This window comes from Pseudomonas sp. ADPe (assembly GCF_014843515.1).
GTDB classification, from domain to species: domain Bacteria; phylum Pseudomonadota; class Gammaproteobacteria; order Pseudomonadales; family Pseudomonadaceae; genus Pseudomonas; species Pseudomonas citronellolis.
This window is the reverse complement of the sequence record NZ_CP062122.1, coordinates 6,010,301-6,024,782: the sequence shown is the minus strand read 5'-3', so window position 1 is coordinate 6,024,782 and position 14,482 is coordinate 6,010,301. Positions and strand designations below refer to the sequence as shown.

Annotated in this window: 15 protein-coding genes; all 15 read left to right on the top strand. The window is 66.1% G+C overall.

What is annotated here, in order from left to right; genetic code table 11:
• The first annotated feature begins 13 nt into the window (after positions 1 to 13).
• Positions 14 to 889: a ParA family protein gene (locus IG194_RS27295; protein WP_058489338.1), complete on the top strand. Its 876-nt coding sequence runs from the start codon at positions 14 to 16 to the stop codon at positions 887 to 889.
• Positions 873 to 1,121: a hypothetical protein gene (locus IG194_RS27290; protein ID WP_058489337.1), complete on the top strand. Its 249-nt coding sequence runs from the start codon at positions 873 to 875 to the stop codon at positions 1,119 to 1,121. Before IG194_RS27295 ends, IG194_RS27290 begins: the two co-directional genes overlap by 17 nt.
• Positions 1,114 to 2,769, top strand: a complete 1,656-nt coding sequence (locus IG194_RS27285; protein ID WP_058489336.1) for a ParB family protein — start codon at positions 1,114 to 1,116, stop codon at positions 2,767 to 2,769. Before IG194_RS27290 ends, IG194_RS27285 begins: the two co-directional genes overlap by 8 nt.
• 15 nt (positions 2,770 to 2,784) lie before the next feature.
• Positions 2,785 to 3,345 carry a DUF2857 domain-containing protein gene (locus tag IG194_RS27280; protein ID WP_058489335.1) on the top strand — a complete coding sequence of 187 codons (561 nt, stop codon included), beginning with the start codon at positions 2,785 to 2,787 and terminating at the stop codon, positions 3,343 to 3,345.
• 2 nt (positions 3,346 to 3,347) lie between these two features.
• The gene (locus IG194_RS27275) at positions 3,348 to 4,607 is read left to right on the top strand and encodes an STY4528 family pathogenicity island replication protein (protein ID WP_058489334.1); all 1,260 of its coding nucleotides are present in this window, start codon (positions 3,348 to 3,350) and stop codon (positions 4,605 to 4,607) included.
• 408 nt (positions 4,608 to 5,015) lie between these two features.
• Positions 5,016 to 5,798 carry a PFL_4669 family integrating conjugative element protein gene (locus IG194_RS27270; RefSeq protein ID WP_058489333.1) on the top strand — a complete coding sequence of 261 codons (783 nt, stop codon included), beginning with the start codon at positions 5,016 to 5,018 and terminating at the stop codon, positions 5,796 to 5,798.
• The gene (locus IG194_RS27265) at positions 5,795 to 6,322 is read left to right on the top strand and encodes a DUF3158 family protein (RefSeq protein WP_058489332.1); all 528 of its coding nucleotides are present in this window, start codon (positions 5,795 to 5,797) and stop codon (positions 6,320 to 6,322) included. Before IG194_RS27270 ends, IG194_RS27265 begins: the two co-directional genes overlap by 4 nt.
• A 69-nt stretch (positions 6,323 to 6,391) precedes the next feature.
• Complete coding sequence (locus IG194_RS27260) at positions 6,392 to 6,844, top strand: single-stranded DNA-binding protein (protein WP_058489331.1); 453 nt, start codon at positions 6,392 to 6,394, stop codon at positions 6,842 to 6,844.
• Between the two features lie 273 nt (positions 6,845 to 7,117).
• Positions 7,118 to 9,130 carry a DNA topoisomerase III gene (locus tag IG194_RS27255; protein ID WP_058489330.1) on the top strand — a complete coding sequence of 671 codons (2,013 nt, stop codon included), beginning with the start codon at positions 7,118 to 7,120 and terminating at the stop codon, positions 9,128 to 9,130.
• Positions 9,131 to 9,662: 532 nt separating this feature from the next.
• On the top strand, positions 9,663 to 11,279 hold the full coding sequence (locus IG194_RS27250; protein ID WP_058489329.1) for a DNA cytosine methyltransferase: 1,617 nt from the start codon (positions 9,663 to 9,665) through the stop codon (positions 11,277 to 11,279).
• Positions 11,280 to 11,522: 243 nt separating this feature from the next.
• Complete coding sequence (locus IG194_RS27245) at positions 11,523 to 12,080, top strand: hypothetical protein (protein ID WP_058489328.1); 558 nt, start codon at positions 11,523 to 11,525, stop codon at positions 12,078 to 12,080.
• Positions 12,081 to 12,413: 333 nt separating this feature from the next.
• The gene (locus tag IG194_RS27240; protein WP_058489327.1) at positions 12,414 to 12,638 is read left to right on the top strand and encodes a hypothetical protein; all 225 of its coding nucleotides are present in this window, start codon (positions 12,414 to 12,416) and stop codon (positions 12,636 to 12,638) included.
• 21 nt (positions 12,639 to 12,659) lie between these two features.
• Positions 12,660 to 13,052, top strand: coding sequence for a hypothetical protein (locus IG194_RS27235; protein WP_058489326.1), 393 nt, complete (start codon positions 12,660 to 12,662; stop codon positions 13,050 to 13,052).
• 210 nt (positions 13,053 to 13,262) lie between these two features.
• Complete coding sequence (locus IG194_RS27230; protein WP_058489325.1) at positions 13,263 to 14,000, top strand: hypothetical protein; 738 nt, start codon at positions 13,263 to 13,265, stop codon at positions 13,998 to 14,000.
• A 93-nt stretch (positions 14,001 to 14,093) separates the two neighbouring features.
• Positions 14,094 to 14,372 carry a hypothetical protein gene (locus tag IG194_RS27225; RefSeq protein WP_058489324.1) on the top strand — a complete coding sequence of 93 codons (279 nt, stop codon included), beginning with the start codon at positions 14,094 to 14,096 and terminating at the stop codon, positions 14,370 to 14,372.
• Positions 14,373 to 14,482 lie beyond the last annotated feature (110 nt).

Sequence of the window (14,482 nt, the reverse complement as noted above, 5' to 3'; positions counted from 1 at the left end):
CACGGAGAACGCCATGCAGGTTGTATCCATCATTTCAACGAAAGGTGGCGTCGGCAAGACCACCACGGCCGCGAACCTGGGCGGGCTCGTCGCCGACGCGGGGCTGCGCGTGCTGCTGCTCGATCTCGACGTGCAGCCCACCTTGTCGTCCTACTACGAACTGGGACACCGTGCGCCTGGTGGCATCTATGAGCTGCTGGCCTTCAACGAGCGCGACCTCGGCCAGCTCGTGTCCCGCACAATCATTTCGGGCCTGGACTTGGTGCTGTCCAACGACCACCGGGGCGAGTTGAACACCTTGCTGCTGCACGCGCCGGATGGGCGCCTGCGGCTACGGCACCTGCTGCCGGTCCTGGCTCCCCTCTATGACCTGGTGCTGATCGACACCCAGGGCGCGCGCTCGGTGCTGCTGGAGATGGCGGTGCTCGCCTCCGACGTTGCGCTGTCGCCCGTGACCCCGGAAATCCTCGCGGCGCGCGAGCTGCGGCGCGGCACCATGCAGTTGCTCGAAGACATCGCACCGTACCGGCACCTCGGCATCGAGCCGCCACCGCTGCACCTGCTCATCAACCGCGTCCACCCCGTGTCGGCGAACGCCCGGCTGATCCAGCAGGCCTTGCGCGACCTGTTCCAGGACCACGCCGGCATCCGCGTGCTGACCACCGACGTGCCGGCCATCGAAGCCTATCCGCGCGCCGCGACGCGCGGCCTGCCAGTGCATCGGGTCGAATACCGCCAGCCACCGGGCAGAGTCGCCCCCGCCGCGCTCGACACCATGCGCGGCCTCGCCGGCGAGCTATTCCCGCAGTGGCAAAACCGATTTGCCGCGGTGTCCGGCCGTTCTCCAGTCCCTCTTGATACCGGGAGGCCCCATGGCGAACGCACATGAACTGGCCCGAGGCCACAAGCGGCTGCGCGCCCTGATCGAGTTCGCTGTCGGTGAAGGCTGGCACGTCAAGCGCACGCCGGGCGGCCACCTCAAATTCACCAAGGCAGGCTGCGCCGCGATCTACACCAGTTCGACGGCCAGCGACCACCGGGCGGCTCTCAACGTCCGTGCGCAGATCCGCCGCGCCGAGCGCGAGGCCCGGTCCCCAGCGCAGGGAGGCCGCCATGGCTGAAATGACCTCCCAGCAGATGGCCGGCAAGCTGCTCGCGGCCGGGTTCGAGCGCAGCGGCCCGACCGCGTCGGCCTTGAGCGACCCGATCGCCGACACACCCATGGTCGTGACCCTGGACCAATTACGCCCCTACGACCATGACCCGCGCAAGAAGCGCAATCCAGCCTATGAGGAAATCAAGGTATCCATCCGCGAGCGCGGCTTGGATGCGGCACCGGCCATCACCCGACGGCCTGGCGAGGACCACTACATCATCCGCAACGGCGGCAACACGCGGCTGGCGATCCTGCGCGAACTGTGGTCGGAGACCAAGGACGAGCAGTTTTTCCGCATATCGTGCCTGTTCCGGCCGTGGCCCAGCCGCGGCGAAGTCGTCATGCTGACCGGGCACCTGGCCGAGAACGAACTGCGCGGCGGCCTCACCTTCATCGAGCGCGCCCTCGGCGTCGAGAAGGCGCGCGAGTTCTACGAGCAGGAAAGCGGCGCCGCCTTGAGCCAGTCCGAACTGGCCCGACGCCTGGCCGCCGACGGCTTTCCGGTCCAGCAGTCGCACATCAGCCGCATGAACGACGCGGTGCGCTACCTCCTGCCGGCGATCCCCGCCGTGCTCTATTGCGGCCTCGGCCGCCACCAGGTCGAACGCCTGTCGGTCATGCGCAAGGCCTGCCTGCTCGCGTGGGAGCGCTACGCCAATGGCCGCACGTTGGTCCAGGACTTCGACGAGTTCTTCCAGGAAGTCTTGTCGCAGTTTGATGTGCAGGCCGACGAGTTCTCCGCGCAGCGCGTACAGGACGAGCTGATCGGTCAGATGGCCGAGCTGCTGGGCGTCGATTACGACGTGCTCGCGCTGGACATGACCGAATCCGAGAGCCGCCAGCGCGCTCTGGTCAGCGATCCGACGCCATCCTCGACACCGCCCGCCTTGCCGGAGCCTGGGGTTATCGCGCGCCCACCTGCCAACGCCTCGCCGCCCACCACAGGGCCTGCACCGGCAGCGCAGCCTGCAGGCCCTGTGTCTCCCACCTCAACGCGCGAGTGCGACGCAGATGCCAACGAGGCGGGCACGGCCAGTCCGACAGCGGACGACTACTTGCTTCAGAAGCACATCGTCTCACCGGCGCCAACGACCGAACGGCTCCAGTCCATCCAGCGCTTGGTCGCCGACCAGTTAGGCGATGCGCTGCCGCCCGACTTCCCGGCGAACGTCTTGCAGTCCATCCCCGTGCAGGCCGGCGGGCTCTATCCGATCTCTGATGTCTGGTACATCGACGCGAGCCTGGACACGCCCGAGCGCCTGCGCATCCACGTCGCGCAGTTCGCCCGCGAGATCGCGGGCGAGGCCGACCTGGACGAGTGCATCGATGACCGTCCAGACGGCATCGGGTTCGCCTGCCGTGCCCACGCCCAAGACCCGGGGCCGCTGGGCCGTGCCGTCCTGGCGCTGCTGGCATGCCTGACCGGTCAGCAGCCCGCCGACGTCGGCCTGGATAACGGGCAATTCGTCATCGACTTGTCGGAACTGCTGCACGGACACGGCGACGCAACCCGGCGACTGAGCGACACCGCACTGGTCAAGCTGTTCCGGCTGCTGCGGCTGGCCCGCCGTCTGCTCGACCTGGACGCCGGCGCTGCGGACTCTGGAACGTGACAGAGGGAGACCGACATGTCCGCACCACACCCACTCAACCAGGCCGTCATCGCCCAGGCCCTCTATGACCTGCGCAATGGGCAACTGCGCCGCTGCAAGCTGATGGGGTTTGGCGAGGAAGAGCTGGACGCCCTCAAGCATCCCGCGCTGATCAGCGTGCTGGCCAACGCCAACGTCTCGTGGTGCTCGGTGACGGTCAACCGCGAAGTGCTCCGGCGTCTGCTCAGGCAGGCGCAGGACGTGGAGAAGGAGATCGCCACGGTCGATCGCATGCTCAGACTGGGCGCGAGCACCGAGATGGTGAGCCGCTTCTACGGCCTGACCCACCAGGAGGTGGCGCTTCGCCGCGAAATCCTCGGCCTGCCCAAGCGCAAGGGCCGCCATCCCGTGCTGGACGAGAAGCAGGACACGGAGCTGTGGCAGCAATGGAAGGCCATGACCGGCAGCAGGAACGTCGATCTCGAAGACGAGACCTCCATCCTCGATGCCGCCATGGACTTGGCCGAAGGCATGTCGCTTCCTCTGTCGGTGGTCTGGGCTTCGATCAAGAGCTGGGTCGATCAAGGATTGGGTTGACCATGGCCGTGGACGACACCGCACCACGTCTTGGCCCCATCGCACTCGCAGACCTGTTCGATGCTGCGCTGAAAGACCTTGCGCCCAGGTCCAACGCCGACGCGCCCCCGCCCACACCCACGCCTGTCGCGATGCCCACGACCCCGGCGTCTGGCGATGCCTTCCTGTTCAGCGGCAATCGGCACGAGACCGTACCGCGGCGGCTTTTCCTTGACCGCCGCCTGACGCCGTTGGAGCGCAACGCCTGGCAGGTCTTCCGGCTGATGCTCAACGACGATGGCGTGACGGCGTTCCCGACGTATGAACAGCTTCGGCCCTGGCTGGCGTCGATGCCCTGCGCCGGGCAAGCCTCGCACGAAACCGTGGCGCGAGCCCTGACGCTTCTGCGCCTCACCCGATGGTTGAGCCTGGTGCGGCGCCGCCGCGACCCCAAGACCGGCCGCATCCTCGGCAACCTCTATGTCCTGCACGACGAGCCGCTGACGCCCTTTGAAGCGATGCAGCTCGACGCCGATTACCTGGCGCTGGTCAGCCAGTCCGTCGGCCACTCGGCCAAGGCCGTCCAGATGGTCGGCCTGAACACGCTCAAGGAAATCGCGGAAGACCCGCTGCTGTCCGGCCGCACGCTGCCGTCACGGCTGCAGGTCCTGGCCGAACGACTCGCCAGCCAGGGCCTCACGGCGACCGAAAGTTATCCACAAGAGGATGTCACTCACGATTCCGAAGAAGGGCCGACGAGCCTTCTTCGGAATCCCGATGACCCCACTTCGGAATCCGAAGCAGGGCCGAAACCCGCGCCAGACGCCTCTCTTCGGAATCCGAAGCAGGCCCGTACAGTACGTAGTAGTCGTATTAATGAAGTACGTACTACCGCGCAGGCACAGGCGCAGGCGCGCGCGCTGGGCGACCTGCAATGGCCCAAACGCTTCGCGGAACTGAAGGCAGAGCAGCAGACAGGTGCGCGAGTGGCACTACAGCAGGTCGATGCTGCGCTGAGGCAGGCGGTGCTGGACGAATGGGCCGCACGATGCAGCAACCATGGCGTCCGCAATCCTGCAGGGTATCTGTTCGGCATCATCCAGCGGGCCATCCATGGCGAGTTCAACGCCTGGGCCAAGAAAGACGCGCCATCGGCACCCGCTCCGCCGAAAGAGCGGCCACCACCAGCACCGCCACCATCCCGGCCGCAGGGCAAGCCAGTGCCGCCAGAAGTCGCTAAGCAGCACATCGAGCGGTTGCGCAACCTGCTCGCCAGCAAGTGAGCGGGCCTGCAAGGCGGTGAAGTGGATTTCAGTGGCTTCCAGTAGAACCGCTGCACGCCAAGCCCCGATCGCCTGCGGTGGCATCGGCCTTGTCCACGCTTGATCCGGGCGCGCAGCGTTCCTTGGCGCTCCATGGAACTATCCCCTGGGGATAGTTCCACTGACAGCTACGACGTCGAACCGCTGCGCGCCACGCCTCGATCGCCTGCGGCTGGATCGTGCTTGTCCGAGCTTGATCCGGACGTGCAGCGTTCCTTGGCGCTCCATGGAGCTATCCCCTGGGGATAGCTCGCGACGCATGCACCCGCCGCGCCCTGAACCGGGGACTGGCGGGTTTCGGTTTGTTGACTGACTGCCTTCCGCCACCTGCCGAAGCTGTCCGCTCTTTTCCAACAACGAGCGGACACCATGGCAACCACCAACGAACCCCTGCAACTGAATCTCGGCTCCCTGCGCAGCGCGATGTCGCTGACGCTGCACACGCACCACGCCTCGCGCATCTGGCATGGCCGCGCCGCCGCCGAGGGGCGACCGGGCATCGTCGGCCTGAATGGCTACATCGCCCAGATGAACAAGATGCGGCGCGGCTCGGAGCAGGACGACCCGTACAGCGACTTCTGGATGCTGCGCATCGAGGACAAGCTCGACCAGACGAAGACCACGCTGCAATCGCTGCGCGAGCAGGTGGACCGGGCCCTGGCGAGCGTGCCGCCGGCACTCACCCTGGGCGAGAACCTCAACGTCCAGCCGGTCAAGCTGCCGCTGTTCGTCAATGCGCAGCTCGGCTTTGCTGCCGTGTATCTGCTGGCCGACTACGACGACATCGCCCGCAAACTCATCCTCGCGCACCACACCGCGCTGATCGATCGCTCGACGCTCGAACGCTGGCTCAACGAAGGCGCCCATGCGCTGCGCAGTCTTTTCAGTCTGGCTCAGCAGTACCGCTACTCGGGCTGCACGCGCGACGACTTCGCCGCGAAGAATGCCGCAGCGCGGGCGGCGCTGGAGAAATTCGGTGAACTGCCGCAGGACGTGCTGGAAGGCACGCGCCGCTCGAAGTTCGCGCCGCCGATCGTGCGCCGTGGCCTGCAGCAGCGCGGTGACGGTCCTGCCGCAACCGCATCGCCCAGCGAGGAGGCCACCACCACCGAGACACCCGAGACCAGCTCGGGCGAGGACGCGCAGGCATGAGCGACCCGAACCGCGACACCCGCTACTTCCGCCCGTTGCAACAGACCGCCTTCATGCGGCTGGAACACGCAGGCTCTCTAAAAGGCCTTTTGAAGCCCTTTAAAGGTAAAGGGGACTTGGAGGCCTGGGCCAGCCAGTGCTTCGCCATGCGCGACGAGTTGATTGGCTTGGCGCAGCGACAGGTGCTGCCACAGGCGGTCGGGCATCCCTTCCACCTGCTGCCCATCGAGTTGGCCCAGCAGACCACTGGCGCAGGCAGGGTGTTTCTGCGCTGGCGCAAGCACGACAGGTCAGCCATGGGCGTGGCCCTGTGGCAGGAGCTGATGGCGAGCACCAGCACGCCGGTCAACCTGCTGGCCGACCTGCACGCGATCGAGCTTCAGCGCATCACGCTGAACATGCAGATCAGCCTGTTGCACACCTTGGGCAGGCAGGCCCAGGAGTGCGCCAGCAAGGCTGGCGAGGCGGAAGACGCCTACCTGCGCCGGCTCAAGTCCACGCCACCCGCCATGCGTGATCGGTGATCGCGCAGAGCACGCCAGCGCCCGTCGCCGACCAGGTACGGGTATTTCAACCACCACGGAGATTGCAACATGAGCACGCATTTTTCTGGCGAGGGCAACATCGGTTCGCCCCCCGAGTACCGGGAGTTCCTTAACGGCAACGACGAGCCCAGCCGCCTTTTGCGCCTGAACGTCTATTTCGACAACCCCATTCCCAGGAAGGATGGCACCTTCGAGGATCGCGGCGGCTTCTGGGCGCCGGTGGAAATCTGGCACCGCGACGCCGCGCACTGGAAGGACCTATACCAGAAGGGCATGCGCGTGCTGGTCGTCGGCCGGATGGAGCGCGAACCTTGGACGGACAACGAGGATCAGCCGCGCGAGACCTGGCAGATCAACGCGCGCAACGTCGGCATCCTGCCGTTCCGCATCGAGTCCGTGACCCTCAGTCCCAGGCAACAGGAGACCGCGCAGGACGCGCAGCCGAAACCTCCGGCCACCCAGGAACCGACCGCGCCGAAGGAGCCGAAGCGCAGGAAGTGACAGGCATGGGGCGGCGGCAGTTGTCCGTCGCCCCCCATGCCCTCGCGAGCTATCCCCAGGGGATAGCTCCATCAACGTCCACCGGCTTCCACGCGCTCCCGAAAATCGCGGCTCCCGGCCCGCACACCCCCGACCGCACACCACTCCCGTCCCGCCATTCCATCCCGTGAAAGTGGTCGCCACCGCATGCGGCTTGTTTGCTGCTGTCCCTGGTGCTGCTCGGCATCCTCGATTCCAGCAACTCAATGAACCACGGAAATCGGATGGACGGACATGCGGCTGTTCTTGTGCGAGAAGCCCTCCCAGGGCAAAGACATTGGCCGGATTCTCGGCGCGACGCAGCGCGGTGAAGGCTGTCTCAGCGGCTCCGGCATCACCGTCACCTGGTGCATCGGCCATCTCGTAGAGGCGGCAGCCCCCGAGGTCTATGACGCGGCGCTCAAACGCTGGTCCCTGGAGCAGTTGCCCATCATTCCCCAGCAGTGGCGGGTCGAGGTCAAACCGAAGACCGCCACGCAGTTCAAGGTCGTCAAAGCGCTTCTGGCGAAGGCGACCCATCTGGTCATCGCCACCGATGCCGACCGCGAGGGCGAGCTGATCGCCCGCGAGATCATCGACCTGTGCGGCTACCGCGGCCCCATCGAGCGGCTATGGCTGTCGGCGCTCAACGATGCGTCGATCCGCACCGCGCTCGGCAAGCTGCGGCCCTCGGCCGACACGCTGCCGATGTACTACTCGGCACTGGCGCGCTCGCGCGCAGACTGGCTCGTGGGCATGAACCTCAGCCGGTTGTTCACCGTGCTGGGCCGGCAGGCCGGCTACGACGGCGTGCTGTCCGTCGGTCGCGTTCAGACGCCGACCCTGAAGCTCGTCGTGGACCGCGACCGTGAGATCGCGGCCTTCAAGTCGGTGCCGTTCTGGGCCATCGACGTGTCCCTGTCCGCAGGCGGCCAGGCTTTCAGCGCGCAGTGGGTTCCGCCCGATGGCTGCACCGACGACGCCGGCCGCTGCCTGCAGCAGCCCATCGCCCAGCAGGCCGCGCAGCAGATCCGCGCTGCGGATGCTGCCCAGGTGGTGTCGGTCGAGACCGAGCGCGTGCGCGAAGGCCCGCCGCTGCTGTTCGACCTGGGCACCTTGCAGGAAGTCTGTTCCAAGCAGCTTGGGCTGGACGTGCAGGAGACCCTGGAGATCGCCCAGGCCCTGTACGAGACGCACAAGGCCACCACATACCCGCGTTCGGATTCCGGCTACCTGCCTGAAAGCATGTTCGCGGAAGTGCCGACTGTCCTGGACAGCTTGCTCAAGACCGATCCCTCGCTGCGCCCGATCATGGGCCAGCTCGACCGCTCGCAGCGCTCGCGCGCCTGGAACGACGGCAAGGTGACGGCGCACCACGGCATCATTCCGACGCTCGAACCCGCGAACCTCTCTTCGATGAGCGAGAAGGAACTGGCCGTGTACCGGCTCATCCGGGCGCACTACCTCGCGCAGTTCCTCCGTCACCACGAGTTCGACCGCACGGTCGCCGAGTTTTCCTGCGGCCAGCAGAAGCTGGTGGCCACCGGAAAGCAGGTGGTCGCCCAAGGCTGGCGTCTGGTGCTGGCCGAGCCGGAAGCGGACGAGGACGGCGACGCCGCCGCGCGCAGCCAGGTACTCCCCCCGCTGCGCCAGGGCATGGCGTGCCAGGTGGCCGAGGCCGAGATCAAAGCGCTCAAGACGATGCCGCCCAAGCCGTACACGCAGGGCGAACTGGTCAAATCCATGAAGGGGGTCGCCAAGCTGGTGACAGACCCGCGCCTGAAGCAGAAGCTCAAGGATACGGTCGGCATCGGCACCGAGGCGACACGGGCCAACATCATCAGCGGGCTGATCACCCGCGGCTACATCGTGAAGAAGGGGCGCTCCATTCGCGCATCGGATGCGGCGTTCACCTTGATCGATGCCGTACCCGCGGCGATTGCCGACCCCGGAACCACCGCCGTGTGGGAGCAGGCGCTCGACATGATCGAGGCCGGACAGCTCACCCTGGACGTGTTTATCGGCAAGCAGGCCGCATGGATTTCGCAACTGATCGCGCAGTACGGCAGCACCTCGCTGTCCATCAAGGTTCCCCAGGGACCCGCTTGCCCGCAGTGCGGCGCACCCACGCGCCAGCGCACCGGCAAGACCGGCCCCTTCTGGTCGTGCAGTCGCTACCCCGACTGCAAAGGCACGCTGCCGGTCGAATCCGGCACGTCCAAGCGCGGAGCCTCGCGCCCGCGCAGTAGCGGCCGCAAGGGCTCCTGACCGACCCCGCTCCCCGAGAGCCGTGCCCGCCATCGGCGGCGTGGCCCATGTCCCGCACGCCCTGCGGGACGCCCAGCGCGCAACGCCTTCTCTTGTCCGTGTGCGCGTCCCGCTCGGCCGCCCCCGGCCGCGGGGCCTGAAGGTAGCTTCTCCGCGAACCGTGTCCGGCGTTTACCGGCACGTTCTGCTGATCTGCATTTTTCCGCCTCTGCGAAGGGCCCCCCGATGGCTTGCCAAGCTGCGAGCCACCCGGAGACCCTTCGTGGTCAGCGGTATTCGATGCCGTGCCCAACGGCGAAAAACTGGGCTCCTTTTGTGCGCGGATGTGCGCCAGAAGATGCCGGCGCCAACCACGATATGCGCCGGGTGCGATTGCTGACAGCAGACGGTTCTAGCGACGACCGGCCTGCAACAGCCCACGGGTGGTTCCGTCCTCCCGAGCCGAAGGCCGCAAGGCCTTCGGCGCCTTTCTCCTGCCAATCAACGTCCGGCCAGGCCACACGGTCCAGGGCCACACGAACAGGAGACCGCCATGAACCCGCAACCTCGCACCCCACGCGGTGCGCCCCAGGCCGCGCCACTGCTGTACGGCAGCGTGTGCAGCGGCATCGAGGCCGTGAGCCTCGCCTGGCAACCCCTCGGCCTCGAAGCCGTGTGGTTCGCCGAGATCGAGCCGTTCCCGAGCGCCGTGCTCGCCCACCGTTACCCCCGCGTGCCCAACCTGGGCGACATGACCGCGATCGCCTGCCAGGTGCGCGCCGGCACCGTGCCGACGCCCGACATCCTGGTCGGCGGCACGCCGTGCCAGTCGTTCAGCGTTGCAGGTAGCCGTCGCGGGCTGGATGACCCGCGCGGAGCCCTTTCCCTTGCCTATGTGGAGCTTGCCAATGCCATCGACCAAACCCGCCAACAAGACCGCCGCCCGGCGGCCACGCTCGTCTGGGAAAACGTCCCCGGCGTGCTCAACGACCGCAGCAATGCCTTCGGGCATTTCCTGGGGGCACTGGCCGGAGAAAGCCGTGCGCTCCAGCCGCCAGGGGATCGGTGGGCGCACGCTGGTTGTGTGTCTGGACCCCGTCGCCGCATCGCCTGGCGCGTGCTCGACGCTCAATATTTCGGTGTCGCCCAACGCCGCAAGCGCGTGTTTCTTGTGGCAAGTGGTGGAGATGACCTCGATCCCGCAGAAGTACTTTTTGAGCGCGCAGGCCTGCTCGGGGATTCTTGTGCGGGCAGCGCGCCGTGGCAAGAAGCTGCCCGCGATGCTGGACCGGGTGCTGAAGCAGCAGGCGCATGCGCAGGACTTGCAGGATTCGCAGGACTGAAGCAACCCTACGGCAAGGTCACGACGACGTTCGGATTCAGCGGCGGCATTGGCCCCGTCGATGTGGCGGCATGCCTGATGGCCGCTGGCCCCAAGCACGACATCCGTACCGAGACGTTCATGGTGCAGTCGATCGCCGGCAGCATCGCGCACACGCTCGACAGCGCCAACAACGGCAAGGGCAGCAGCGAGGACGGCACCGGCAAGGGTGTTCCGATCATCGCCTTCACCGCCCAGGGCAGCGGCGGGGATGCCACGCTCGACCTAACGCCGACGCTGCGCGCTGGCGGCCATCGCAACAGCCATGCGAACGCCGGGGTCGTACCCGCCATCGCGTTCGCGCAGAACAACCGCGGTGAAGTGCGCTTCGAGTCGGGCCATGGCCAGGTGGCTTGCACCGTGCTATCCAACGGCAAGCCGGGCTACGGGGTGCCGATGGTGGCCTGCGTGTCTCTGCGCGGCCGCGAGCAGGGTCTTGCCGCCGAGCTGGGCCGCAGCGTAGCGGCCGCACTGCGCACCAGCGGCGGCGGCGCGGACAAGCCTCATGTGCTGGCCCCCGACTTCGAGGCGCATTTCCGCTACGACTGGAACGACCCTGGCCCCGGCGACTGGTCGCACTGGCGTGTGCGGCGGCTGATGCCGACGGAGTGCGAGCGGCTGCAAGGCATGCCCGATGACTACACGCTGATCCCCTACCGCGGCAAGCCCGCCGCGGATGCGCCGCGCTACAAAGCAATCGGCAACTCCATGGCCGTCCCGTGCATGGCATGGCTGGGCCAGCGCCTGGTGCAGTGCCTGCACAAGACGGGCTCGACCGCTTCGGATTGATCGGCGACGCAGCCTGCGGGCCGCGCCATTCTCCCTCCTGCATTGCCGACGTATCGGCAGTAGCCCGCAGCCAGGGTGTCAAGGCTGCCGTGGGTTCCCCCCGCGCCACCCGCCAGTTCGCCTCGGCATCTCACCGGCGAACGCTGCCCACCGGGGCATCGATGCCTCTTTTCTCCAACCCACGGGATGGCCGCCACGTCCCGTCAGGGGCATGTCGCCACCCGGTCGATTTCAGGACTTCCCATGGACAACATCACCAAGCAAGACCGCATCACGCTGAAGAACCTCAAGGTGGCAGATTTCGCCAGCGAGGAAACGATGTGCTTCAGCGCCACCGTCGTGTTCGACGGCACTCCCATCGCCGAGGCCCGCAACGACGGCCACGGCGGCTCGACGTTCCTGCGTGCGCTCAGCGGAAAGGTGGCGCTGCTGGCGCAGGCCGAAGCCTTCGCCAAGGGCCTGCCGCCTGCGCCGCTCCACCTCGGCCAGGAGGGCGAAGACCCTCACTACATCGACATGACGCTCGACTTCCTGGTCGATGAACTGGCCGATGCCATGCACGCGGAACGCAAGGTGCGAGCCGCGTTCAGCCGCGACATCGCCAACAAGGTGCTTTTCATCAAGGACGGCAAACTGCTGTTCATCAAGGGCATCAAGCTCAAGGCCATCGCCGACCGCAAAGCGTACTTCGCTTCGCTGCGCGCCCGGCAGGCCCAGCCCATCGTCATCCTCGCCGAGCTTGCGCCCGAGCAAGCATTCGACCTGTGGAAGCAGCATGTGCTGGGCGACAAGGCCGACTGACCCAGCACCATCGCACCCTCCTGACAGCCCTGCACTCATGCGGGGCTTTTTCTTTTCCCCGTGCCCATCAATCGGGGCTGGACCGGATGCCGTTTTCCAACTGACGCGACGCGGCCCGCGCACGAAGCTGCCCGCATGTTCGCTGATTCCGGTCAGCACATGCCAGCAGCCAGGGTTCCAGGCTGCCGCGGGTCTCTCCCGCGTTGCCCACCAGTCCGCATCGCATCAATTCCGCGGACGCGCGTCCTCGTGACGCTGATGCTTTTTATCAACCGCGTGCGGGAGCTGCCATCCCGTGAGGGACGAGGCCCCGCTTTTCCAAGGAGCCCGTCCATGTCCCAGCAAGCCTCTTTCGGCCAAACCTTCGGGCAATTGGCCTCGACCTACTGCGGCAAGTTCCTGCCGCTCGAAGTCCTGCAAAGCGCCGCCGGCCACTACATCGGCACGCGCGATACCGAAGGTCCCGTTTCGCGGGAATCCCGCGAGTACTTCCGCAGCTATGCCGCGGCTCAACGTGCCCTCGAAAGAGGCGGCTGGTCCCAGCTCGCCATTCCCTGATCCAACTGGAGGAATCACGTCATGAACCAGCTACTGCCCCGGGAAGTCGTCGATCAGATCATGCGGGAAGAGCAGCATTTCGCTGCCGCGCCCCAAGCCTTCTTCGAGGCCTGGAAGCGCGGCGTCGAGATTGCTGGCCCCGAGTGGTTCGGCGACGGCACCCGCGAAGGTCTGAACCAGGCCAAGAGCAAGTGGGATCTGCGTCCCAACATGCTGCGGCTCAACGATGCCCTCGGCGTCCTGAGCAGCGGCGAACGCATGTTCCTGTCCGCCATGGTCAGCTTCTACAACGCGCGCGAGGGTGGTGCCATGCTCAAGCGCTGCCACTTCCACGGGCTGTCGGACTTCGACGGTCTCGACCTGCAACGCCGCAAAGTCCTCGCCGACCTGCTCGTGAACTACAACGGCTGGTGAGCCGGTCTCCGGCACACCACCGCGTCTTCGTTCACTCCCCATGAGGGACATGCGCCTACGAGGCCATGTCCCTCGATTTATTTCCCGTCGTCCAGCGCAATGCTGACATCGCCAAGGTCAGCGTTGTCTGACGCATTTTCAATTTTCAACCCACCGGGTCCAGTTCCCGGTGGCGGGAATTGGCTCCATTATTCAATCTGGAGAGTTCCCATGTCCCAGAAACCCAATCCCTTTCTCCGTGGCTACTGGAATCTGAAAATCGTCCGCACGCTGTCCATCAGCTACGAGGACGGAAGCCCGCATGTCTGGCGAAACATCCACGCGAGCCAAGAGCACCTCTCCGACGAGGAATTGGTTTCATCGTCCTGCATCGTCGCCAACGATTTCGCCGTGGTCTGCAATGGCCCCGAAGGCGTGAGCGCCAAGGTACTGGCCGAATGCGATGCCAGTGAAGGTGTCAGCGGCGACGGTGTAATCGGCGCCGTGGTCTATGCCATCCATGGCGAGGACTTCGACGGCCGCCCAGTCCACGTCGGTGACGCCTATTCGGCCGAGGCCGCGCGGGAAGTGATGCAGCGCCTAAGTTTCGAGACCGGCTACTACAGCCGTTGCTGGGAGATCACCCGTGAGCACATCACGGTCGATACCTGGCACTACCTTGCCAACTTGGCGGACCTCGCCACGCCGGAGGCCATGCTGTTCATCGCCTTCCGTGTGCCGTACAGCCCGGCGATCGGCATCAAGCTGATCTCCACACCCTGGACGGACCAGAACCTGGAGCACGCCGAGGGCATCACCGCCGAGCAGCTTCGACAGGAGCACCAGAACAAGGGCATGCCGGACGACCTGGCGAACATCCTTGAACTGGCTGGCCAGGCCGATGTACGCATCCTCATCCTCGATGCCGACGCACCCGCGCTGCCGGGCCTGCCGCTGGCCGAGTCCTAGCAGCCGCGCGACACGCCGGCCTTCCTCATTGTTTCCCCATGCCAGCCCGTCTCCCCCAGGAGCCGGGCTGGTCCATTTCATAGGAGCAACCTCATGTTCCCCGACCTCATCTCGCGCGCACCCGACTTCGAGCACCAGCTCGGAGCCTGCGTCAAGGCCATGAGCCAGGAAGACGCCATCGGCCAGATCCTGGTATTCGAGCGCACGCACGGCACGCTGCACATGCGTCACATCGCCAGCGCCGATCTGGTGGATACCGACATGAACGACTATGAAATGGTCGTCTTCGACGGTGGAAACACCAGCGGCGACACGTGGAAGCACGTGTTCTTCCCGCGTCAGCGCGAACACTATTTCGTGTACGAAGCCTGACCCATCCAGCCCCTTTCGAGGGGCTTTTCTTTGTGCGCGCCCGGCGCGGACGCACTGCTGGAAATGAAGATGCCCGGCAAACCTCAGCGATAGCTGTGTGTTCCGGTACG